Below are 20,702 nucleotides of genomic sequence, written 5' to 3'. Positions count from 1 at the left end.
TAAACTCCGTCTTTTCACCGATTTTTGCCTTGTCTGGCCATCGCTCGCCGACTTTTCGCACACAACCTAGGGCCGTCGAACCTCACCGTCGTTCAGATCGGGAAACCGGTTTGCCACGTCTTCGGCTGCGATATTTTCCTCGAGGAAGTCCAGCAGCGCCCGCACCGAGGGCAGCAGTCCGCGCCGAGAGGGGAAGACCGCATGCAGGATGCCGCCCCGCGGCGACCACCCCGGCAGCACGTCGATCAGTCGACCGGCGGCCAGGTCGCATCCGCCGACCAGCAGCGCCAGCTTGACCACGCCGATTCCCGCCAGGGCCGCTTCGTGCAGGGTTTCGGCGCTGTCGGTGACCAGGCGCGGGCGATGCTGGACTCGGGCGCTTGCCCCGTCAGGTCCGACCAGGTCCCAGCAGTGCTGTCCGGCGAACTGCTCGAAGTCCAGGCTCGGCAGACGGGGCAGGTCGGCGGGCACCCTTGGCCGGGGGTGAGTCTCGAACAGTGCCGGGGCGGCCATCAGCCGCTGGGGGCTCTGGGCCAGTACCTTCATGGTCAGGTCGCTGTCCTCCAGCGGCGGGAAACGAATGCGGATGGCCAGGTCGAATCCCTCCTTGACCACGTCGACGCGTCGGCTGGCGGCCTCCACCTGGACGTTGACCTTGGGGCACTGGGCCATGAAGCGCACCAGCAGCGGCGTGATCAGGTAGTGAAGCACGCTGGGGGAACAGCTGAGGCGAACGTTGCCCTGGGGTTCTGCCCGGTGCCGCTCGATCAGCTCCTCGGCGGCTTCGGCCTCCACCAGCATGGCCACGCAGTGCCGGTAGTAGGCCTGGCCCAGTTCGGTCACCGAGAAGTGGCGCGTGGAGCGGTTGACCAGGCGCGTTCCCAGGCGTTCTTCCAACTGGGCGACGCGTCGGCTCAGCTTCGACTTGGGGATGCCCAGGGCACGGCCCGCGGGCGCGAAGCCGGCATGGTCCACCACCTGGACGAAGTAGTAGAGGTCATTGAGGTCTCGCATTCTATCGTCCTGTTTGTGGAACGCACTGTGTGAATTCTACCATCTAGTCGATTCAGCGTTCCTTACATAGGCTTTCTGCATCGGGGCCAGCGCGCCCTTCCTGCCCACAGGAGCCTCATGATGAAGCAGATCCAAGCCATATACGGTGCCCCCTACGGTCACTGGGTCGGCGACGGCTTCCCGGTACGTTCCCTGTTCACCTACGACCGCATGGGCGCCGAGCATCTCAGCCCCTTCCTGATGCTGGATCATGCCGGTCCCCATACCTTCAAGCCGGCCAAGCGGCCGCGCGGCGTGGGTCAGCATCCCCATCGTGGCTTCGAAACGGTGACCCTGGTCTACGAGGGGGAGCTGGAACACCGCGACTCCACGGGCAGTGGCGGCAAGATCGGCGAGGGTGACGTGCAGTGGATGACCGCCGGGGCCGGCATCGTCCACGAGGAGTTCCACTCTCGCGCCTTCACCGAGCGAGGCGGACGACTGGAAATGGTGCAGCTATGGGTCAACCTGCCGGCTCGCGACAAGGATGCGCCGGCGGCCTATCAGACGCTGCTCGACGGCACGATTCCGACGATTCCGCTGAATGATGCGGCCGGGCACGTCCGCGTGGTGGCGGGAAACTATCTTGGACACGAAGGGCCGGCCCGGACCTTCACACCCATCGAGCTGTGGGACGTGCGGCTCAAGGCGGGCGGCGACGCGCTGCTGCCGGTGCCGGACGGCCATACCACCCTGCTGGTAGTGCTGGAGGGCACCGTCCAGGTCAACGGCGAGGCCATCGTGCGCGACGAGGCCGTGGTGGCCTTCGAGCGCCAGGGCCACGAGCTGGTCCTGGAGGCCAACAACGACGCCAAGCTGCTGCTGCTCAGCGGCGAGCCCATCGACGAGCCGGTGGTCGGATACGGTCCCTTCGTGATGAACCACCAAGAGCAGATCCATCAAGCCTTCGCCGACTTCCAGCGTGGGAAGTACGGCGCCTTGAACGGCTAGCGGGAGGGTATCCGCTGGCGTTCGATCCCGGCGGCCGAGCCGCCGGGTTATCCCCCGATGCAATAGGAGAGCGATCATGTCCTTCACCTACAACCGCCTGAACAAGGACGACGTGGCACTGCTGATGGTCGACCACCAGGCCGGCCTGCTGTCCCTGGTGCGCGACTATAGCCCGGACGACTTCAAGAACAACGTGCTGGCGCTGGCCGACATCGCCAGGTTCTTCGATATTCCTACCATCCTCACCACCAGCTTCGAGGACGGCCCCAACGGGCCCATGGTGCCGGAGCTCAAGGAGATGTTTCCGGATGCCCCCTACTTCGCGCGGCCCGGACAGATCAATGCCTGGGACAACGAGGAATTCGTCGCTGCGATCAAGGCCACCGGCAAGAAGCAGCTGCTGATCGCCGGCGTGGTTACCGAGGTCTGCGTGGCCTTCCCGGTGCTCTCCGCCCTGGAGGAGGGCTTTGACGTCTTCGTGGTCACCGATGCGTCGGGCACCTTCAACCAGACCACCCGCGATGCCTCCTGGGATCGCATGTCCCAAGCCGGTGCCCAGTTGATGACCTGGTTCGGCGTCGGCTGCGAGCTGCATCGCGACTGGCGCAACGACATCGAGGGCTTCGGCGGCCTGCTGGCCGGCCATCTGCCGGCGTACGCCAACCTGATGCAGAGCTATGCTCAGCAGGCGCGCAGCTGATTCGTGCGGCTCGGCCCTCGTGGCCGAGCCGTCTCGCTATCCACGCAGGAGATATCGCCCATGAGCAGTTTGATTCAGGACAAGGAGCCGCAGTCCTCGCTCGATTGTCCGATCGTCGACGGCAAGCGCCAGGTCCAGCACGTGCCGCCGCGCACCGCCGATGTCGGCGGCATCCCGGTCAATCGGGTGCTACCGTCTCGCCATCGTCGCCTGGTGGGTGCCTGGTGCTTCCTCGACCATGCCGGTCCCTGCGTGTTCAAGGGCGATTCCCGCGGTCTGCGGGTCGGCCCTCATCCGCATATCGGCCTGCAGACCTTTACCTGGATGATCGAGGGCGAGGTGCTGCACCGGGACAGCCTCGGCAACCGACAGGTGATTCGCCCCGGCCAGGTCAACCTGATGACCGCCGGGCGCGGCATCAGCCACACCGAGGAGTCGGTGACCGGCGAGACCCATCTTCACGCCGCCCAGCTGTGGATCGCCCTGCCCGAGGCCGACCGGCGCACCGACCCGCGCTTCGATCACTATCCCGTCCTGCCGAACTGGCAGGAGGATGGCGTCGATTTCACCCTGCTCGTCGGCGAGTTTGCCGGCCGTCGCGCCCCGACGCTGGCCTTCTCGCCGCTTGTGGGCCTGGACCTGGCGAGTTCCGAGGCGAGCCGCATCGAACTCCCGCTGCGCGAGGACTTCGAGTATGGGGTGCTGCCCCTGGAGGGAGGCATCGACATCGAGGGAGAGACCTTCGTCGCCAACGAACTGGCCTATCTGGGGCGGGGCCGAGCGGCCGTCACCCTGGCGCTACCCGCTGGTGGCCGGGCCATCCTGATCGGCGGCGAGCCATTGGGCGAAGAGATCCTGATCTGGTGGAACTTCGTCGGCCACAGCAAGGCCGAGATCGCCGAGGCCCAGCGCGACTGGGAGGCCGGCAGCGAGCGCTTCGGCAACATTCCCGACTACGACGGCGAGCCGCTGATGCCACCGCCGCTGCCCTGGAAGGCCTGATCGGCCACCTGTGTCATTCCTCAGCAGAAGGCTTGCTCATGATCGAGACCCCGTCCAGCGATAGCGTCACCATTCGCATTCAGCATCGCGTGCGGCCGGAGGCCCGAGCGCACTATGAAGGCTGGCTGCGCCGCATCATCGAGGTGGCCGGGCGATACTGCGGGCACCAGGGCGTGCACGTGCTGAGGCCGCCGGCGGATGGCTGCGACTACGAGATCGCGGTGCGCTTCGCTTCCGAGGAGCAGGCCGAGCGCTGGCGACATTCAGACGAGCGTCGTCGGCTGCTCGACGAGATCCTCCCCTCCCTGCAGCGCAAGGAAACGATCGAGATCCACAGCGGTATCGACTACTGGTTCACGCCGTCGACCTCGACGGCCAAGCAGCCGGTGCGCTGGAAGCAGTGGCTGGTGACCACCGCCGTGATCTGGCCGCTCACCATGCTGGTACCGCTGCTATGGCAGCCGCTGTTTGCCGTTCAGCCGGTGCTCGCTACCTGGGGTGTGCGGCATGGCCTCATCGCGGCCACCGTCGTGGCCCTGGTGATCTATGTGGTCATGCCGCGTGTCGTGCGTCTGGTGGCGCACTGGATGTTCGAGTAGCTCCTCCTGACCCGCCTCAACCGGGATCAATGGTCAGCAGCAGCCGCGGCTGGCCGTGATCTCCCGCCGGGCTGCGATGCACCTGGCCGCGCGTCTCGTTGCCGATCCAGCCACTGCCCTTGAGCAGCGCCACGTCGCCTGCCTCCAGCCGGCGGATGGCGCCGTCCTCCGTCACGATCGGCGGCTTGTCGGGACGAGGCGCGCCGAGTCCGTCGCGGTTTACCGCCGTCTCGGGCAGCCATTCGCTGCCTGGCCCCAAGTAGGTCGTGACCAGCCGTACCGGCAGGTTGTCACAGTGAAAGCGCGGGCACATGGGAGCGTCGAGGACACGCAGGCGCAGACCCACGTTGTCGGTGTCGAAGAGGAAGGCCATGGCCTCGGCCAGGGTCGCGATGTCTTCCACCAGCGGGCCCGAGACGCCGGGTGCGTGCAGCGTCGCGAGCAGGTCGGCGCGTAGCGCATCGCCCGGTGCGCCGCGCCAGGAGAACGACAGCGGGCGCTTGGCGCGCATCTGAGCCAGGGCGCCGGCCAGCAGGTCGCTGGACAGCGGTCGGCGCAGCACCGCGAGGGTGATGGCGTCCTCGAAGATCCGCGGCAGCACCTCGATGCCACCGCCTTCCACCCAATGGGGCGGAGCATCGAGGTCATCGGGTAGGGATGGGGCGGCGGTCATCGGCATCGCGAGCTCCTGACGGTACGTAAGGCGGTTGATTTTTTGATATGTTATAACGTATCTTGCGGCGTCTTGAAAGCGTACTGGCGGCACTCGACCCTTGCTCGCCTTCAGACGCCCAGGAGAGAGACCGAGATGGCATACAGCGCAGAAGAGCGTCGTCTGTTGGCGATGTCCGATGAGGCCTACATGGACGACGAGCAGCGGGCCTTTTTCCGGCGTCGTCTACACGACGAGCGGGAGACCATTGAAGCGCGTCTTCGCGAGGTCCGCGAGTCGATCGCCCACCATGAGCGCGGCGGTGACGAGCTCGATCAGGCGGCGGGCGAGGAGGAGATGCGGCTGGCCTTGCGCCAGGCGGATCGCGAGTCCCGACTGCTGCGCAATATCGCCGCGGCGCTGCGCCGGCTGGATGACGGCGAGTACGGCTACTGCGAGGAAACGGGGCAGCCGATCGGCCTGGCCCGCTTGATGTTCCGTCCCACGGCCAGACTCTGCGTCGAGGCCAAGGAGCATCAGGAACAGCGCGAACACCATTATCAAAAGCGAAGAGGAGAGGCCCGATGAGTCAGTTCGAGCCCCTGCCGGTCACCGTGCTGTCAGGGTTTCTGGGCGCCGGCAAGACCACCCTGCTCAACCACATCCTGGCCAATCGCGAGGGTCGGCGGGTGGCGGTCATCGTCAACGACATGAGCGAGGTCAACATCGATGCCGCTCTGGTGCGCCAGGACGCCAGCGGCGGCGATGCCACGCCGGGAGACGTGGCGCTCAACCGGGCGGAGCAGCGCCTGGTCGAGATGAGCAACGGCTGCATCTGCTGCACGCTGCGCGAAGACCTGCTCGAGGAAGTGGCGCGGCTGGCCCGGGAAGGGCGCTTTGACCAGTTGGTCATCGAGTCCACTGGCATCTCCGAGCCCCTGCCGGTGGCCGAGACCTTCACCTTCGAGGACGAATCGGGGTATAGCCTGTCGCAGCTGGCCAGGTTGGATACTCTGGTCACCGTGGTCGATGGGGCCAACTTCCTCGCCCAGTACCGCGAGGCGCGCTCCCTGGCCGAGGCGGGTGAGAGCCTGGGAGAAGACGACCAGCGCAACGTCGCCGACCTGCTGGTCGACCAGATTGAGTTCTGCGACGTGCTGCTGATCAGCAAGGCCGATCTGATCGACGAGGCCCAGCGCGCCGAGCTCGAGGCCGTGCTGCGCACGCTCAACCCCGACGCCGAGGTCATCGCCATGGCGCAGGGGCGGGTGCCGCTGGACAAGGTGCTGGACACCGGCCTGTTCAGCTTCGAGCGGGCCCAGCAGGCGCCGGGCTGGCTGAAGGAGATGCGCGGCGAGCATGTGCCCGAGACCCAAGAATACGGCATCGGCAGCTTCAGCTACCGCGCGCGTCGCCCCTTCCATCCACAGAAGTTCCACGCGCTGCTGCACGCCGGCTGGTTCGGGGAAAAGCTGCTGCGCTCAAAGGGCTTCTTCTGGTTGGCCTCGCGCCCGCGCTTCGCCGGCCAATGGAGCCAGGCCGGCGGCATCGCCCACTATGGTTTCGCCGGGCTGTTCTGGAAGGCGGTGCCGGAGGCGGACTGGCCGACCGACCCGGATTTCCGCGACGCCATCCTCAGCGTATGGGAGGAGCCCTTCGGCGACATGCGCCAGGAGCTGGTGTTCATCGGCCAGGGGCTGGACGAGGCGCGCATGCGGCGTGCTCTGGACGACTGCCTGCTCGATGACGAGACCCTGGCGGCGGGCCTCGAGGCCTGGTGTGCGTTGCCTGATCCGTTCACCGACTTCGTGCCCGCCGCGCTCGATACCGAGGAAGCCTGATGACGACGTCTCTCATCGATATCGCCGACGGCGCCTCCGATCAGCCGGGGCGTCTCTCCTGGGTCGGCATGGAGGGCATCGACCTGCCGCTGCAGGTGGCGGGTCGCCCGCTGGCCGGCCGCGCCGATGCGGGCGTCAGCCTGGACGATCCCGAGGCGCGCGGCATCCACATGTCGCGGCTCTATCTGGCCCTGGAGCGCCTGACCGACCGGGAGCTGACTCCGGGGCGCCTGCATGAGGTGCTGGCGCACTTTCTCGACAGCCATCACGGGCTCTCGCAGCAGGCCTTCCTCGACCTGAGCGGGGAGGCCATGCTGCGCCGGCCCGCCCTGGTCAGCCCGCTGGCGGGCTGGAAGGCCTATCCCTTCGCGGTGCGTGGCCGGCTCACGGCGCAGGGGTTCGAGGCGCGGCTCGAGCTTTCCATCGGCTACTCCTCGACCTGCCCTTGCTCCGCGGCCCTGGCGCGCCAGCTGATACAGGAACGCTTCGATCGTGATTTCGCCGAGCAAGAGGCCGTCGATTCCCGGGCCATGCGTGACTGGCTGGGCAGCGAGCAGGGCATCGTCGCCACCCCGCACAGCCAGCGCAGCCAGGCGCATCTCGAGCTGCGCCTGGCCCCCGATGTCGAGTCCCTGCCCGTGGTCGAGGTCATCGACCGGGTGGAGTCGAGCCTGGGCACCGCCCTGCAGACGGCGGTCAAGCGCGTCGACGAACAGGCCTTCGCCCTGGCCAACGGCCAGAACCTGATGTTCTGCGAGGACGCCGCCCGGCGCCTGGACCGTGCCCTGCGCGAGCAGCCCGGGGTGGCCGGCTTTCGACTGCGGGTGGTGCACGCCGAGAGCCTGCACGCCCACGACGCCGTCGCGCGCAGCGCGTGGAACTGGCCCGGCGAGCAGGCTGGCTGAGTCTCCTGCGCCGCCGGCATGTAGTAGCCGGCGGCGCAGCGTCAGCGCTGACTCGGCGCACGCGCGGCCGCTTCCCTCCCGCGGCGATGGCCGATCAGGCTGGCCGCCAGGAACAGCAGCGTGGCCAGGCAGACGATGGTGGGGCCGGTGGGCGTGTCGAGTCGATAGGCGGCGGCCAGCCCGCCGTTGGCCGAGAGGACGCCGATGGCCGCCGCGACCAGGGCCATGCGTTCCGGGGTACGGCTGAAAGGCCGAGCCGTGGCGGCGGGAATGATCAGCAGCGCGGCGATCAGCAGCACGCCCACCACCTTGATGGCCACCGCCACCACCATGGCCAGGCACAGCGTCAGCACCAACTGTTCGCGCTTCGGGTCGAGGCCGGCGGCATGGGCCAGGTCGGGGTTGAGAGTGGCGGTCAGCAGGGCCGACCAGCGATAGTCGAGCAGGGTCAGCACCAGCAGGGCGCCGCCCCAGATGATGGCCAGGTCCGCACGGCTTACCGCGAGGATATCGCCGACCAGATAGCCCATCAGGTCGATGCGTACGCCGGAGACGAAGGACACGGCCACCAGACCGAAGGCCAGCGCCGAATGGGCCATCACCCCCAGCAGGGTATCCATGGCATAGCCGCGACCGCTCAGTACCGACACGGCCAGGGCCATCAGCAGCGAGACCGCCAGCACGCCGGCGAACAGCGAGGTCGAGAGCACCAGGGAGAGCGCCACACCGAGAATGGCAGCGTGGGCGGTGGCGTCGCCAAAATAGGCCATGCGTCGCCAGACCACGAAGCAGCCGAGCGGCGCGGCCGCCAGGGCCACGCCGGTGCCGCCGAGCGCCGCGCGGAACAGGAAGTCGTCGAGGATCATGCCGAAGCCTCCGTGGGTGAGGGGTGATGTCGGTAGAAGCCCACCGCGTCGCGTTCGTCGAGCCCCAGCAGGTCACGATAGGCCGGGGAGCCGGCCACCGTCTCGGGGCTGCCCTGGCAGCAGATATGGCCGTTGAGGCATATCACCCGGTCCGAGGCCTGCATCACCGCGTGCAGCTCGTGGCTGACCATCAGCACCGTGCAGCCGAGCTCCCGGCGCACGCTCTCGATCTGGCGATAGAAGGCCGCGGTGGCGCGGTGGTCGAGGCCCTGGTTGGCCTCGTCGAGGATCAGCAGGTCGGGGCGTCCGAGCAGGGCGCGTGCTAGCAGCACGCGCTGAAACTGCCCGCCCGACAGGCCAGCCATCTGGCGCTCGGCGAGCCCCTCGGCCCCGGCCTGCTCGAGGGCGCGATGCGCGTCGTCGGCGGGCCGGCGCCGTGGCAGGGCCAGGAAGCGCGCCACGCTCATCGGTAGGGTGGGGTCGATGTGCAGGCGTTGCGGCACGTAGCCGATGGACAGTCCTGGTCGACGGGTGATGGTGCCGCGGGTCGGCGCCAGGGCACCGATGATCACCCGCATCAGGGTGGTCTTGCCCGAACCGTTGGGGCCGACGACCGTCACGACCTCTCCCGCGTCCAGGGCCAGGTCGATGCCCGCCAGGATGGAATTGCCGCGACGGGAGACGCCGATATCGTGAAGGGACAGCAGATGCATGGACATTACCGGATGATTTCACCGTTGGGCGCCTGTCACCGAGGATGTCTGGCCGACCCGCTCCAGGCGGCGACGAGGTGGAGGCTTGTCATTTTGGTTATGTTATAACATATTATTGGTCGTCATAAAGACCAACGACATCCAGGAGATCTGCCATGTCCCGTCACGCTCGCCCGCTGCTGGCGCTACTCGCCGTTCCGACCCTCGCCGTGGCCGAAGTGCCCAGAGTGGCGGTGGACATCCCTCCGGTGCATGCCCTGGCGGCCCAGGTCATGGGGGATCTCGGCGCGCCCGAGATGGTCATCCGGCCCGGTGCCTCGCCCCACGGCTACTCGATGCGCCCCTCCGAGGCCGAGAGCCTGGATCGCGCCGAGGTGGTGTTCTGGGTGGGGCCGGCGCTGACGCCCTGGCTCGGGGACTCGATCGATACCCTGGCCGGCGATGCCCGGACGGTTCCGCTGCTGGAGGCGCCCGGTCTCACGCGCCATGACTTCCGCGAGGGGGCCACCTTCGAGGCCCATGACCATGGTGGTGACACCGGGCATGGCGGTCACGCTGCTGCCGACCATGACCATGACCATGACCATGACCATGACCATGACCATGACCATGACCATGACCATGACCATGACCATGACCATGACCATGACCACGACCATGACCATGACCACGACCACGACCACGACGCTGGGCATCATCATGCCCACCACGGCCTCGATCCTCACGCCTGGCTGGATCCGCGCAATGCCCAGGTGTGGCTCGGTGTCATGGCCGAGACGCTGGCCGAGGCCGACCCGGAACATGCCGAGACCTACCGCGACAACGCCCGCCGCGGCCAGGCACGGCTGGATACGCTGATCGAGGAGGTACAGCAGCGTCTCGATGCTGCAGGCTCGCCCCAGTTCATCGTCTTCCACGATGCCTATCAGTACTTCGAGCGGCGCTTCGAGGTGCCGGCCGCTGGGGCCATCTCGCTGGGCGACGCTTCCGACCCGAGCCCGGCGCGAATTCGCGAGATCCAGCGGAAGGTCGCGGATCTGGGCATCGACTGCGTCTTCTCTGAGCCTCAGTTCAACCCCGACCTGGTGCGCAGCGTGTTCGGCGACATGCCCGTGGATACCTCGACGGTCATCGATCCGCTGGGCGTGGGGCATGAGCCTGGCCCCGACCTCTATGCCGGAGTCATCCGCGACCTGGCCGAAGGCGTGGCGCAGTGCGCGACGCATTGACGACGGCAAGCAGGCGCGGGGAAAAGGTGTCTGTGGGGGAGGCCGTGGGGCGAGCGAGATGGTCATGTGGCGATGTCTTGGGCAGCGCCGAACCTCCTGCTAGAGTTTCGGGGCAATCATCCCGACACGCACGGAGGACTGCGTCCGATGAGCATCTCCGACGCCCGGCTTGGCATCCTGCTGCCCGATGACGGTCCGGACGACTACGAGTGGCACGATCTGGCCGCGAGCCAGGATGGTGGGTCTCCCCGTTTCCTGGTGGGGAAGGTGTCCAGCGATGGCCATCATTCGCCGGCGGCGCTGTTGGCCCTCGGCGACCCCGAGCGGCTTGCGCCGGTAGGCCGCGAGCTCGTCGCTCAGGGCGCCGAGGCCGTGGTCTGGGCCTGCACCAGCGCCAGCTTCATCGGCGGGCTCGACTGGGCCCGCGAGCAGGAAAGCCGGCTGGAAGCGATGCTAGGCGTGCCGGTCACCAGCACCGCACTGGCCTTTCTGGAGGCCCTCGAGGCGTTGGGTCACCGCCAGGTGGACCTGCTCAGCCCCTATCCCGACGACGTCACCCTGCGTCTGGTGAGCTTCCTGCGCGAGGGCGGCGTGTCGGCGGGTACGGTGAAGTCCCTCGACTGCCCCTATGCCGCCGATTCCCACGCCGCCGACATCCTGGACGAGGTGAGATCCCTGCGGGCGCAGCATCCCGGGGCCACTGCGCCGCTGCTGATCCCCGATACCGCCGTCAACAGCCTCGACATGCTGGCGACCCTGCAGTCAGAGGCGGGCAGGCGCGTGTTGACCGCCAACCAGGTGACACTCTGGGCCGCACTTCGTCGCCTGTCGCTCGTCGAGGCTACCCCACGGCCGCTGGGTGATCTGGACGGGCTGCGCTGAGCGCAACCGGACGGCTTGGCAAGCGAGATCGGCGACACGCCTGCCCCGGCAGGAGGATTTTTTTTCATCGGCCTCTCGCAGCAGTGGCCGAGAACTATAGTGAAAGTGCCAACGCCGGGCGCCCACCCAAGGCGGCCAGAAGGCGAAGCGCCGAGAACCAGGGGCCTCTCACGGGTCCCTCCTCACCTCCCGCGACTCCTCTCCACCACACCAGGACGGGCATGGCTGGTGGCACGGTCGTGCCTCGGTCGAGCATCGTGTCGACCGGGCGCATGCTTAGCAATACGGATCGTAGAATCGTTGAGGTGTCCCATGAAACACATGATTCTGGCGACGTCATTCGTCGTGGGGGTATTGGCATCGGCATCGCTGATGGCCATGGAGGCCCCCATGTCGGCATCGCCTCACACGGATGTTCGTACGGCCCCAAGCGATAGCGTGCTGAAGGCCGGTGAAGCGCCGCTGCTGTTGGCGGCGGGCGACGCCTGGGAGGTACGCAGCGAGCGCTTGCAGAAGCCGCTGAGTCCCAAGACCCTCAAGGCGATGCCGCAACGCGAGGTGCGTGACACCACCCCCTGGTGGCGTTGAGTCGCATAGCGCGTCGATATGGAGAGAGATCGGCCGGGGCCATGCCCCGGCCATTTTCTTGGCGTGGCCGATGGCCTTTGCGCGAGGTTCTCATCGGCTAGGCTGGGAGCGATAGCGCAGCCCGAGGAGAGGCACCATGAAGCTAGCAGGATCCTGCCATTGCGGGTCGATACGCTTTCGCGTGGAGGCGCCGCACCCCTATCCCTTCAACCGTTGCTATTGCTCGATCTGCCGCAAGACCGCGGGTGGGGGTGGCTACGCCATTAATCTCGGGGCGCTCGCCGAGACCCTGGAGGTCGAGGGCGCCGAACATGAGGCGGTCTATCACGCGGTCATCGACGGCGAGACGAGCGCCGGCGAGCGACACTTCTGTTCGCACTGCGGCAGTGCGCTGTGGGTCTATGATCCTCACTGGCCCGATCTAGTGCATCCTTTTGCCTCGGCGATCGATACCGCATTGCCGGTAACGCCGGAGCGCGTACACCTGATGCTGGACAGCAAGGCATCCTGGGTGGAGGTCGAGGCGGGTCCCGATGACCGTTGTTACGCCGGCTACCCGGACGAGAGCCTCGCCGAGTGGCACCGGCGGCTGGGGTTGGAGCGATAGGCCGGCAAGAGCCCGCGAGAAAAACGCGCGGCGGGCTAGGGCCCGCCGCGCGTCGTGTCGCCGCCGGCCCCGTGGGGCCGGATCAGGGTCAGTGGAAGACGTTGAAGCTCTCGGCGTTGATCCACAGGTGCATCAGCACGCTGGCCACGTAGCCCAGCGCGATGACCGGCGCCCAGCGCATGTGCGCGGCGAAGGTGTAGATACCACGGGCCTGGCCCATCAGCGCCACCCCGGCGGCGGAGCCCACCGACAGCAGGCTGCCGCCGACGCCGGCGGTCAGGGTGATCAGCAGCCAGTTGCCCATGGACATGTCGGGATCCATGGAAATCACCGCGAACATCACCGGAATGTTGTCGACCACCGCCGAGATCAGGCCCAGCACCACGTTGGCCCAGGTTGGATCCCAGCCGGCATAGAGGGTCTCGGACAGCAGCGCCAGATAGCCCATGAAGCCCAGGCCGCCGACGCTCATCACCACGCCGTAGAAGAACAGCAGGGTGTCCCACTCTGAGCGAGCGATCCGGGTGAAGACGTCGAATGGCACCACGCTGCCCAGCGACTCGAGCTTGCGCCAGTCACCGCGCTGGCTGTAGCGGGTGCGCTTGCGCTCGAGCGAGCGCGGCAGGCTGCGCCGCAGGTAGTAGCCGAAGAACTGCAGGAAGCCTAGCCCGGTCATCATGCCCAGCGCCGGCGGCAGGTGCAGCACGGTGTGGCACAGCACGGAGATGACGATCGTCAGCAGGAACAGCAGGACGATACGCCTGGCGCCGCGCTTGAGCCAGATGTGCTCCTCGAGAGGGCTCGGCTGCTTGTTCTTGATGAACAGGCTCATGATGACGGCCGGCAACAGATAGTTGACCAGCGACGGCCCCAGCAGCTCGAAGAATTCCTGGAACTCGACCAGCTTGGACTGCCAGACCATCAGCGTGGTGATATCGCCGAAGGGGCTGAAGGCGCCACCGGCGTTGGAGGCCACCACGATGTTGATGCAGCACAGGCCGATGAAGCGATTGTCGCCCTCGGCCACCTTGAGCACCACGGCACACATCAGCATCGCGGTGGTCAAGTTGTTGGCAACGGTCGAGATCCAGAAGGCGAGAATGCCGGTGATCCAGTACAGGGCGCGATAGCTGAAGCCCTTTTCCACCATCCAGGCGCGCAGCTTGTCGAACACCCGTCGCTCCTCCATGGCGTTGACGTAGGTCATCGCCACCAGCAGGAACAGCAGCAGCTCGGTGTATTCGAGCAGGGTTTCCTTGAAGGCGTGCTCGGCGGCATCCGGCAGGCCTTCCTGGACGTAGACCCAACCGATCAACGCCCAGATAAGGCCCGCCGCCACCAGCACGGGCTTCGACTTGCGCATGTGCAGCTGCTCTTCTGCCATGACCAGGCCATAGGCAAAGATGAACAGCGTGACGGCAATGAACCCGCTAAGCGAGTAGGTGAGGTCCAGCTCGCCGGCCCCGGCGGCCAGCACCTGGGGGCTGAACAGCAGCAGAGCGGCAAGCACGACAAAACCTGGCAGCCGGTCGCGTTGCCGGAGCCAGTGTTGCGTACGACATCTTGTCAGCATGACGAAAGCATCCTGAGGTAGGAGAGGAAGGGGGGTTAAAAAAGCGTGCGTAATTCTACTACATGGCCGACTCGATCACTATGGACGTTTCATCTAGTTAAGGGCTCCAGGCCCCCGACTTTCGGCTAGTTTCGAAGGCATCGTCACGGTCATCTGCCGGGCGGGCGCCAGCCTGGCAGCGCTGGCTTAAGGAACCCTTAAGGATCGGGAAAGATCGCGGGCGATGTGCGGCGCCCGTCGAGCGTGACTCACGGCGTGTCTTCTGGTGGTAAAAAGCGGGCCTGCACCTCCCGACGCCGGCCGCCTCGCTCCATCACACAGGAGCAGGGCGGTGCCGGGGGCTCGGCGCGCAGGCATCCGCGACATCTCATGGCAGCAGGCTCCCGGTATTCGAGACCCCCTGGTCCGCCAGCTGATGCGGCACCGCATGGCCATTGACCAGGTGGCGCACGCCCAACAGGCCCGCCACCAGGGTGTCGTCCTCGCTGGCCATGGCGCGGTCCTAGACCAGTTGAGCCTGGATGAAGGCCGCCCGATGCGTGGCGCCTTCGAAGCCGTGCGTGGCGAAACTCTACTCGAGCGTGGGCGATAGGCGGGCGAGACCGGCGCCGGCGAGGGTGGCGATGACGGTGGCGGAGTGTGGCGGCATGGGGTCTCCGGCGAGACATCCTCCCATCAGCCTATCCCGGGGTGTTGTCGCGGCAAAGGCCGATGTTCGTCCGGCGTTCCGGTTGTCCCCTTGGGGATATCGTGCCGCCATGGATGGTGGTGCTATCAATGCCGTGTCCTTCAACAACAACAAGGGGATGGCAACGCAAGACTCGACGCATTACCCACGCGAGCATGGCCTGGGCGCCGAGCCCCATCTGCGCCGCGGCCTGGCGCTGTTGGCGGCGGTAGTGGCCGCGAGCCTGAGCGGCCACCTGCTGGTGGATGATTCGGCCTATGGCCTCTATGCGCTGCTGCCCACCCTGGTGGTGATTGGCATGGCGCTGCTCACTCGCCGCACCCTGGAAGCGCTCCTGGCCGGCTGTCTCAGCGGCTTCCTGATTCTCTCGCCGACCACGGCGGTGCAGGATATGGCGGTGTCCGGCCTCGAGGTGATGCAGAACCCGACCATGGGCTGGATCATCCTGGTCTGCGGCCTGCTGGGCAGCCTGATCGGGCTGCTGCAGTTTGCCCGCGGCACCGAGGCCTTCAGCCTCAGTGCCGGTCGCTACCTGCGTAGCCGGCGCAGCGCCATGCTTGGGGCGACGGGCCTTGGGGTGCTGATCTTCATCGACGACTACCTCAACGCCATGACGGTCTCGGCGGCCATGAAGCGTCTGTTCGACAGCCTGGGGCTCTCGCGCTCGATGCTGGCCTACATCGTCGACTCCACGGCCGCCCCGATCTGCCTGCTGATCCCCTTTTCCACCTGGGCAATCTATTTGGCGGGGCTGCTGGAGAGTCACCAGCTGGCCGAGGCCGGCCAGGGGTTTGGCTATTACCTCGGCCTGGTGCCCTACCTGATCTACCCCTGGGTCGCCCTGGCGCTGGTGCTGCTGGTGGCCTCGGGCATCGTCCCGGCGCTCGGGCGCATGAAGGCCGCCGAAGGCGGCGACGAGACCCGCGAGCATGAAGAGGCCGGCGACGACGCCGAGCGACGTACGCGGCGGCCTCCTCGGTTGATGAACTTCGTGCTGCCGGTGGTCACCTTGCTGTTGGCGACCTGGTGGTTCGACATCGACGCCCTGATCGGGGTCGGCTTCGCGCTGCTGGTCACCCTGGGGTTGTATATTGCCCAGGACATTGCGCCGCTCGGTCGGTTGTTCGATGAGCTGCTGACGGGCTTCCAACAGATGCTGCTGCCACTGGGTATCGTCTTCGCTGCCTTCATGCTGCAATCGGTCAACCAGGGCCTGGGGCTCACCGAGACCCTGGTCGCCTGGGTGGAACCGGTGATGCGCGGTAGCTGGCTGCCCGGCGTGACCTTCCTGCTGCTGGCCGCGTTGGCCTTCGCCACCGGATCGTTCTGGGGCGTCTATGCCATCGCCTTTCCCATCGTCATTCCCATCGCCCAGGCCACCGATGCCTCCTTGCCGCTCACTCTGGGGGCGATGATCTCCGCCGGGGCCTTCGGCTCCCATGCCTGCTTCTTCGGCGATTCGACCGTGCTCAGTGCGCGCGGCTGCGGCATCTCGCCGATCCATCATGCTCTGACCCAATTGCCCTATGTGCTGATGTCGGCGCTGATCAGTGCCGCGGCTTATTTCCTGCTGGCTTGAACAAGGACAAGACGATGCGACGTACCGGTTTTGCATTTCACGAACACTGCATGTGGCATGACGGTGGCCCCTGCTCGGTGTTTCCCGCCCCCGGGGGACACGTCCAGCCGGCGGGCGCTGCCGAGCACCCGGAGACCAAGCGTCGGCTGCGCAATCTGGTGGAGATGACCGGCCTGATTGACCAGCTGGTGCCGCTCAAGGGCACGCCGGCCGAGGAGGCGGACCTGCGGCGCTTTCACACCCGAGACTACCTGTCGCGGCTCGCCGAGATGAGCGAGCTTGGACACGGCGAGGCGGGAGAGTGCGCGCCGGTGGGCCGCGACAGCTATGCGATCGCGCGACGCTCTGCCGGGCAGGCGATCGCCGCCATGGAGGCGGTGCTGCGGGGCGACTGCGACAACGCCTACGCGCTGTGCCGGCCGCCGGGGCACCACGCCGAACCCGATCGCGGGCGGGGCTTCTGCCTGCTGGGCAACATCCCGGTGGCGGTCATGGCCATGCAGGCGCGGCATGGCCTGGGCCGCGTGGCGGTGATCGATTGGGACGTGCATCACGGCAACGGCACCCAGCGCGCGTTCTGGGACAGCGGCGAAGTGCTTACCCTGTCGCTGCACCACGATAACAACTACCCGCTGGGCAGTGGGGGGCTGGAGGAACGAGGCGAGGGCGCCGGTTACGGCTACAACCTCAACGTGCCGCTGCCCGCCGGCAGCGGGATCGGGGCCTACCTGGCCTGCATGGAGCGCGTAGTGCTGCCGGCGCTAACTCGCTTCAAGCCCGAGCTGATCGTGGTGGCTTGCGGTTATGACGCCGCCGCGATGGATCCGCTGGGCTGCATGCTGCTCGACAGCACCACCTTCGGGCGCATGACACGCATGCTGGTGGACGCCGCCGGCGACCTCTGCGGGGGGCGGCTGGTGATGGTCCACGAGGGCGGATATTCCGAGGGCTATGTGCCGTTCTGTGGCCATGCGGTGATCCAGGCGCTGTCGGGCAGCACCATCGCCGCCGAGGACCCGGCCGCGGCGGAGATCGCCCAGTGGGGACAGCAGTCCTTGCAGCCCCATCAGGCGGCGCTGATCGAGCGGGCCGCTGCGATGCTCGAGGCGATCGGATAAGCTTGAGGCCTGTCGCCGCCGATCCGCCCCCTGACGAGAGGATGCCCATGGTGCCTGCCTCCCGCGAGAGCCTAGCGCCTGCCAGTCTGGCCCCGGTGGCTCGACTGGCCGATCAGGTACGCTCGCCCGAGTTCCTGGAAGGCCTCGGGCGAGCGCTGGAGGCGTATTTTCCCGATATCAGCCACGTGGTCTTCCACTTTCCCCGCGGCGGGCGACCCACGGTGCTGGCCGACAACCTCTCCGCCGAGCTGGACCGGCGCGTGCTGGTGCCCTACGTGGAGCGCATGTACCTGCTCGATCCCTTCTATCGCTACTGGCAGACGATGCCCCAGGCCGGACTTCGGACGCTGGACGAGCTGGCGCCGGCCGGCTTTCGCCACAGCGACTACTTCGCCACCTACTATCGCGACCTCGGGCTCTACGACGAGGCCGCTGCCTTCTTCCCGCTGGGGCAAGGCGAATGCCTGTCGCTGTCCTTCGGCTTCTACCGACGGCATCACGCCACCCACCAGGCCGAGCTCATGGCCATCCTGGCGTACCTGTTTCCGCTGCTTGAGGCACTGATACGCCAGTTCTGGCTCGCCAGCAGCCTGCACCTGCCGACGCTCCACGAGTCGCCGACGCTGCTCGAGAGCTTTGGGCAGGATTGCCTCAGCGAGCGCGAGCGCCAGGTCGCCTGGCTGATCCTGCGCGGCCATACCGGCCCAGAAATGGCGCGGGAACTGGGCATCACTCTTGGCACCCTGAAGAATCATCGCAAGCGCCTCTACGCCAAGCTCAACATTGGCAGCCAGGCCGAATTGTTCCGCCAGTTCATGCTCTTCCAGCATCGAGAGACGCGCGCCTGATCTGGTCCGCCATCTCGCGAGCCTAGGCGCCCGGCGTTATCCTGTGCGCATGGTAGTCACTGGCACAGGAGCGCTTGGCATGGCGCAGCAATCACAGCACGGCATCCCGGTCGGCATCAGCGCCTGTCTGACCGGTCAGGAGGTGCGCTACAACGGCGGCCATAAGCGGTCGCGCTATTGTCTCCAGGTGCTTGCGGAGCGCTTTGCGTTCGAGCCTTTCTGCCCGGAGCTGGCGGCCGGGCTGGGCGTACCCCGCGAGCCGATCCGCCTGGTCGGGAAGAGTGGCGAGATACCCCGCGTCAAGGGCACCGTCGACGAGACGCTGGACGTTACCGAGCGGCTGGAAGAGGTAAGTGAGACCTTCATCGAGGCGCACCGCCACCTGCGCGGCTTCATCCTGATGAAAGGCTCGCCCAGCTGCGGTCTCGAGCGGGTCAAGGTCTATCACCCCAACGGCATGCCCAGCCATGCCGATTCCGGTGCCTTCGTGCGTGCCTTGCGCCGTGGCTTTCCGGAGCTGCCGCTGGAGGAGGAAGCACGGCTCAACGACCCGGTGCTGCGTGAGAACTTCATCACTCGTATCTATGCCCTGGACGACTGGAAACGCAGCGTCGAACCGGCGCCCAGCCATCATGCCCTGCTGCAGTTCCACAGTCGCCAGAAGTTCCTGCTCATGGCGCATCGGGTAGAGACCTATCGCGAGCTTGGCCGCTATCTGGGCGAGGCTCACCAGGTGCCGGTGGAGGAGGCCATGGCCCACTACCTGCAGCGCTTCATGGCGGCGCTGTCGAGGCCGGCGACCCGCAAGTCCCACACCAACGCGCTGATGCACGTGATGGGCTATCTCAAGCGTGCCCTGGACGGCGAGACCCGCCAGGACCTGCTGGCCGTGGTGGAGGAGTATCGCCTCCAGCAGGTGCCCCTGGCGGTGCCCATGCGGCTGCTCAACCACTATCTCAAGCGCCACGGCTCCGACTACATCCGTGCTCAGTCCTATCTCGACCCACATCCCTACGAGCTGGGCCTGCGCAATGCCATCTGAGCCGGACCTCGAGGCTCGCTTTGTCGCGCTCACTCGCCTGCTGGCCGACGGACAGCCGCTGTGGCGACCGCTGCCGTTCCAGCACCGTGCCATGCCTTGGGGAGCGCATGCCCCGGGGCTCGCCGAGGCGCTGCTGGCGCTGCCCGACGACGCGATCGAGCGGCTCCAGGCGGCGCCCTTCGAGGCGTCACCGCTGGCGGCCTGGCTGCCGGTGGCCGAGCTTGCCGAGGCCGCGGCCCTGCCTGACCTGTCGGCAGGCGGCGCTGCGCTGCCCGAGGCCTGGGGCGAAGGCATCGGGGCGCGCAAGTGGCGCCAGCTCCAGGCCTTCGCCGGTTGCGTGGCACCCGCCGAGGGCGAGTCGCTGGTGGAGTGGTGTGCCGGCAAGGGCCACTTGTCACGCACCCTGGCGCGGCTGCATGGCCGGCCGGTGACGGGCCTGGAGTGGCAGGCGGCGCTTTGCGAGGCGGGCCAGGCCCTGGCCGAGCGGCAGTCGCAGCCGGTGCGGTTACACCAGCAGGACGTGCTGGACGATGACGCCGGTGATTGGTTGGGGCCCGGGCGTCGGGTCACGGCACTGCACGCCTGCGGCGATCTGCACGCCCGGCTGCTCGAGTTGGCCGCCGAACGCGGCGCCGCGGTGAGTCTGGCGCCCTGCTGCTATCACCGCACCGAGGCCAGTGAGTATCGCGCGCTGTCGCGTCGCGGACGGGCGCTGATGGCCCAGCACGGCCTGGCGCTGTCCCGCGAGGATCTGGCCATGGCGGTGCAGGAGACGGTGACCGCGCCGCAGGGCGTGCGCCGCCACCGGCAGCGCGCCAATGCCTGGCGGCTGGGCTTCGACCGACTGCAGCGCGAGGTGCGTGGCCATGATGCCTACCTGCCGGTGCCGAGCCTCGCCTATGGCCGGTTGCCCGATGACTTTGCCGGCTTCTGCCGCTGGGCGGCCGAGCGCAAGGGCGTCGCGTTGCCGGCCACGCTCGATTGGGCGGCCTTCGAGACAGCGGGTTGGCGGCGCCTGGCCGAGGTCTCGCGGCTGGAGCTGGTGCGCCATCTTTATCGTCGCCCGCTGGAGGTCTGGCTGGGGCTGGATCGCGCCTGGCGACTGGTGGAGGCCGGCCAGCAAGTGCGCCTCGGTACCTTCTGCACGCGGGAGCTGACGCCTCGCAACCTGCTGCTCGAGACATGCTGATCGAGCCGGTTGTCGGGGCCCGGGGTGCGGCGCCATTATGACCCTGCACACCATGGGAATACAGACTAGGAAGACCG

22 protein-coding genes are annotated in these 20,702 nt (G+C 67.2%); 16 read left to right on the top strand and 6 right to left on the bottom strand.

Translation table 11 applies throughout. The features are described from left to right. Positions 1-66 precede the first annotated feature (66 nt). Positions 67-1,014, bottom strand: a complete 948-nt coding sequence (locus tag ACGTN6_RS12870) for a LysR substrate-binding domain-containing protein (RefSeq protein ID WP_394592115.1) — start codon at positions 1,012-1,014, stop codon at positions 67-69. 120 nt (positions 1,015-1,134) lie between these two features. Here ACGTN6_RS12870 and ACGTN6_RS12865 point away from each other — a divergent pair, with 120 nt between their 5' ends. The 4 genes from ACGTN6_RS12865 (at position 1,135) to ACGTN6_RS12850 (ending at position 4,305) form a co-directional block, all read left to right on the top strand. Then, positions 1,135-2,004, top strand: coding sequence for a pirin family protein (locus tag ACGTN6_RS12865; protein ID WP_394592113.1), 870 nt, complete (start codon positions 1,135-1,137; stop codon positions 2,002-2,004). Between the two features lie 76 nt (positions 2,005-2,080). Further along, entirely contained in the window at positions 2,081-2,704 is a 624-nt protein-coding gene (gene ycaC / locus ACGTN6_RS12860) for an isochorismate family cysteine hydrolase YcaC (RefSeq protein WP_394592111.1), read from the top strand. A 60-nt stretch (positions 2,705-2,764) separates the two neighbouring features. Beyond that, complete coding sequence (locus tag ACGTN6_RS12855) at positions 2,765-3,706, top strand: pirin family protein (protein ID WP_394592109.1); 942 nt, start codon at positions 2,765-2,767, stop codon at positions 3,704-3,706. 38 nt (positions 3,707-3,744) lie between these two features. Further along, positions 3,745-4,305 carry an antibiotic biosynthesis monooxygenase gene (locus tag ACGTN6_RS12850; RefSeq protein WP_394592107.1) on the top strand — a complete coding sequence of 187 codons (561 nt, stop codon included), beginning with the start codon at positions 3,745-3,747 and terminating at the stop codon, positions 4,303-4,305. Between the two features lie 16 nt (positions 4,306-4,321). On the opposite strand, the gene ACGTN6_RS12845 is transcribed toward ACGTN6_RS12850, so the two are convergent. Beyond that, positions 4,322-4,978, bottom strand: coding sequence for a DUF1826 domain-containing protein (locus ACGTN6_RS12845; protein WP_394592287.1), 657 nt, complete (start codon positions 4,976-4,978; stop codon positions 4,322-4,324). Positions 4,979-5,113: 135 nt separating this feature from the next. Between ACGTN6_RS12845 and ACGTN6_RS12840 the strand changes: the two genes are divergently transcribed. Genes ACGTN6_RS12840 through folE2 form a run of 3 tightly spaced genes read left to right on the top strand, consistent with a single transcriptional unit; the run spans position 5,114 to position 7,703 of the window. Then, positions 5,114-5,545 (top strand): TraR/DksA family transcriptional regulator, encoded by a 432-nt coding sequence (locus ACGTN6_RS12840; RefSeq protein ID WP_394592105.1) that lies wholly within the window; start codon positions 5,114-5,116, stop codon positions 5,543-5,545. After that, positions 5,542-6,798: a zinc metallochaperone GTPase ZigA gene (gene zigA, locus ACGTN6_RS12835; RefSeq protein ID WP_394592103.1), complete on the top strand. Its 1,257-nt coding sequence runs from the start codon at positions 5,542-5,544 to the stop codon at positions 6,796-6,798. The genes ACGTN6_RS12840 and zigA overlap by 4 nt, the downstream gene beginning before the upstream one ends. Beyond that, positions 6,798-7,703 carry a GTP cyclohydrolase FolE2 gene (gene folE2, locus ACGTN6_RS12830; protein WP_394592101.1) on the top strand — a complete coding sequence of 302 codons (906 nt, stop codon included), beginning with the start codon at positions 6,798-6,800 and terminating at the stop codon, positions 7,701-7,703. The genes zigA and folE2 overlap by 1 nt, the downstream gene beginning before the upstream one ends. 41 nt (positions 7,704-7,744) lie before the next feature. On the opposite strand, the gene ACGTN6_RS12825 is transcribed toward folE2, so the two are convergent. Both ACGTN6_RS12825 and ACGTN6_RS12820 read right to left on the bottom strand, forming a co-directional pair. After that, positions 7,745-8,569 (bottom strand): metal ABC transporter permease, encoded by an 825-nt coding sequence (locus ACGTN6_RS12825; RefSeq protein WP_394592099.1) that lies wholly within the window; start codon positions 8,567-8,569, stop codon positions 7,745-7,747. Further along, positions 8,566-9,282 (bottom strand): metal ABC transporter ATP-binding protein, encoded by a 717-nt coding sequence (locus ACGTN6_RS12820; protein ID WP_394592097.1) that lies wholly within the window; start codon positions 9,280-9,282, stop codon positions 8,566-8,568. Before ACGTN6_RS12820 ends, ACGTN6_RS12825 begins: the two co-directional genes overlap by 4 nt. A 155-nt stretch (positions 9,283-9,437) precedes the next feature. Between ACGTN6_RS12820 and ACGTN6_RS12815 the strand changes: the two genes are divergently transcribed. From ACGTN6_RS12815 to ACGTN6_RS12800, 4 genes are all read left to right on the top strand, one after another. Further along, the gene (locus ACGTN6_RS12815) at positions 9,438-10,511 is read left to right on the top strand and encodes a zinc ABC transporter substrate-binding protein (protein WP_394592095.1); all 1,074 of its coding nucleotides are present in this window, start codon (positions 9,438-9,440) and stop codon (positions 10,509-10,511) included. Positions 10,512-10,658: 147 nt separating this feature from the next. Next, positions 10,659-11,393, top strand: a complete 735-nt coding sequence (locus ACGTN6_RS12810; RefSeq protein ID WP_394592093.1) for a maleate cis-trans isomerase family protein — start codon at positions 10,659-10,661, stop codon at positions 11,391-11,393. A 312-nt stretch (positions 11,394-11,705) separates the two neighbouring features. Continuing rightward, entirely contained in the window at positions 11,706-11,981 is a 276-nt protein-coding gene (locus ACGTN6_RS12805) for a hypothetical protein (RefSeq protein ID WP_394592091.1), read from the top strand. Positions 11,982-12,117: 136 nt separating this feature from the next. Then, on the top strand, positions 12,118-12,588 hold the full coding sequence (locus ACGTN6_RS12800) for a GFA family protein (protein WP_394592090.1): 471 nt from the start codon (positions 12,118-12,120) through the stop codon (positions 12,586-12,588). Between the two features lie 88 nt (positions 12,589-12,676). Here the strand turns inward: ACGTN6_RS12800 and nhaD are convergent, their stop codons facing one another. Continuing rightward, positions 12,677-14,098, bottom strand: a complete 1,422-nt coding sequence (nhaD, locus tag ACGTN6_RS12795) for a sodium:proton antiporter NhaD (RefSeq protein WP_394592088.1) — start codon at positions 14,096-14,098, stop codon at positions 12,677-12,679. Positions 14,099-14,528: 430 nt separating this feature from the next. Then, entirely contained in the window at positions 14,529-14,654 is a 126-nt protein-coding gene (locus tag ACGTN6_RS12790; RefSeq protein WP_394592086.1) for a hypothetical protein, read from the bottom strand. Between the two features lie 265 nt (positions 14,655-14,919). Here ACGTN6_RS12790 and ACGTN6_RS12785 point away from each other — a divergent pair, with 265 nt between their 5' ends. The 5 genes from ACGTN6_RS12785 (at position 14,920) to ACGTN6_RS12765 (ending at position 20,625) form a co-directional block, all read left to right on the top strand. After that, entirely contained in the window at positions 14,920-16,428 is a 1,509-nt protein-coding gene (locus ACGTN6_RS12785) for a Na+/H+ antiporter NhaC family protein (RefSeq protein WP_394592084.1), read from the top strand. Positions 16,429-16,478: 50 nt separating this feature from the next. Beyond that, positions 16,479-17,546: a class II histone deacetylase gene (locus ACGTN6_RS12780; protein ID WP_394592082.1), complete on the top strand. Its 1,068-nt coding sequence runs from the start codon at positions 16,479-16,481 to the stop codon at positions 17,544-17,546. Positions 17,547-17,593: 47 nt separating this feature from the next. Continuing rightward, positions 17,594-18,394 carry a helix-turn-helix transcriptional regulator gene (locus ACGTN6_RS12775; RefSeq protein WP_394592080.1) on the top strand — a complete coding sequence of 267 codons (801 nt, stop codon included), beginning with the start codon at positions 17,594-17,596 and terminating at the stop codon, positions 18,392-18,394. A 79-nt stretch (positions 18,395-18,473) separates the two neighbouring features. Further along, positions 18,474-19,436, top strand: a complete 963-nt coding sequence (locus tag ACGTN6_RS12770; RefSeq protein ID WP_394592079.1) for a YbgA family protein — start codon at positions 18,474-18,476, stop codon at positions 19,434-19,436. Next, positions 19,426-20,625 carry a methyltransferase gene (locus ACGTN6_RS12765; protein WP_394592077.1) on the top strand — a complete coding sequence of 400 codons (1,200 nt, stop codon included), beginning with the start codon at positions 19,426-19,428 and terminating at the stop codon, positions 20,623-20,625. Before ACGTN6_RS12770 ends, ACGTN6_RS12765 begins: the two co-directional genes overlap by 11 nt. Positions 20,626-20,702 lie beyond the last annotated feature (77 nt).

Origin of the sequence: Halomonas sp. B23F22_20 (genome assembly GCF_043496985.1) — a bacterium.
GTDB lineage: Bacteria > Pseudomonadota > Gammaproteobacteria > Pseudomonadales > Halomonadaceae > Halomonas.
The sequence above is the reverse complement of the archived record's forward strand: the minus strand, read 5'-3'. Positions and strand labels throughout refer to the sequence as shown.

What these genes read in the sequence shown, in the direction of transcription:
- ACGTN6_RS12810 (WP_394592093.1), top strand. Translation starts at nt 10,659, where the DNA reads ATGAGCATCTCCGACGCCCGGCTTGGCATCCTGCTGCCCGATGACGGT.
- ACGTN6_RS12840 (WP_394592105.1), top strand. Translation starts at nt 5,114, where the DNA reads ATGGCATACAGCGCAGAAGAGCGTCGTCTGTTGGCGATGTCCGATGAG.
- ACGTN6_RS12805 (WP_394592091.1), top strand. Translation starts at nt 11,706, where the DNA reads ATGAAACACATGATTCTGGCGACGTCATTCGTCGTGGGGGTATTGGCA.
- ACGTN6_RS12775 (WP_394592080.1), top strand. Translation starts at nt 17,594, where the DNA reads ATGGTGCCTGCCTCCCGCGAGAGCCTAGCGCCTGCCAGTCTGGCCCCG.
- ACGTN6_RS12855 (WP_394592109.1), top strand. Translation starts at nt 2,765, where the DNA reads ATGAGCAGTTTGATTCAGGACAAGGAGCCGCAGTCCTCGCTCGATTGT.
- ACGTN6_RS12825 (WP_394592099.1), bottom strand. Translation starts at nt 8,569, where the DNA reads ATGATCCTCGACGACTTCCTGTTCCGCGCGGCGCTCGGCGGCACCGGC.
- ACGTN6_RS12765 (WP_394592077.1), top strand. Translation starts at nt 19,426, where the DNA reads ATGCCATCTGAGCCGGACCTCGAGGCTCGCTTTGTCGCGCTCACTCGC.
- folE2 (WP_394592101.1), top strand. Translation starts at nt 6,798, where the DNA reads ATGACGACGTCTCTCATCGATATCGCCGACGGCGCCTCCGATCAGCCG.
- ACGTN6_RS12815 (WP_394592095.1), top strand. Translation starts at nt 9,438, where the DNA reads ATGTCCCGTCACGCTCGCCCGCTGCTGGCGCTACTCGCCGTTCCGACC.
- ACGTN6_RS12790 (WP_394592086.1), bottom strand. Translation starts at nt 14,654, where the DNA reads ATGGCCAGCGAGGACGACACCCTGGTGGCGGGCCTGTTGGGCGTGCGC.
- ACGTN6_RS12800 (WP_394592090.1), top strand. Translation starts at nt 12,118, where the DNA reads ATGAAGCTAGCAGGATCCTGCCATTGCGGGTCGATACGCTTTCGCGTG.
- ACGTN6_RS12865 (WP_394592113.1), top strand. Translation starts at nt 1,135, where the DNA reads ATGAAGCAGATCCAAGCCATATACGGTGCCCCCTACGGTCACTGGGTC.
- ACGTN6_RS12820 (WP_394592097.1), bottom strand. Translation starts at nt 9,282, where the DNA reads ATGCATCTGCTGTCCCTTCACGATATCGGCGTCTCCCGTCGCGGCAAT.
- ACGTN6_RS12845 (WP_394592287.1), bottom strand. Translation starts at nt 4,978, where the DNA reads ATGACCGCCGCCCCATCCCTACCCGATGACCTCGATGCTCCGCCCCAT.
- zigA (WP_394592103.1), top strand. Translation starts at nt 5,542, where the DNA reads ATGAGTCAGTTCGAGCCCCTGCCGGTCACCGTGCTGTCAGGGTTTCTG.
- ACGTN6_RS12780 (WP_394592082.1), top strand. Translation starts at nt 16,479, where the DNA reads ATGTGGCATGACGGTGGCCCCTGCTCGGTGTTTCCCGCCCCCGGGGGA.
- ycaC (WP_394592111.1), top strand. Translation starts at nt 2,081, where the DNA reads ATGTCCTTCACCTACAACCGCCTGAACAAGGACGACGTGGCACTGCTG.
- ACGTN6_RS12870 (WP_394592115.1), bottom strand. Translation starts at nt 1,014, where the DNA reads ATGCGAGACCTCAATGACCTCTACTACTTCGTCCAGGTGGTGGACCAT.
- ACGTN6_RS12785 (WP_394592084.1), top strand. Translation starts at nt 14,920, where the DNA reads ATGGATGGTGGTGCTATCAATGCCGTGTCCTTCAACAACAACAAGGGG.
- ACGTN6_RS12850 (WP_394592107.1), top strand. Translation starts at nt 3,745, where the DNA reads ATGATCGAGACCCCGTCCAGCGATAGCGTCACCATTCGCATTCAGCAT.
- ACGTN6_RS12770 (WP_394592079.1), top strand. Translation starts at nt 18,474, where the DNA reads ATGGCGCAGCAATCACAGCACGGCATCCCGGTCGGCATCAGCGCCTGT.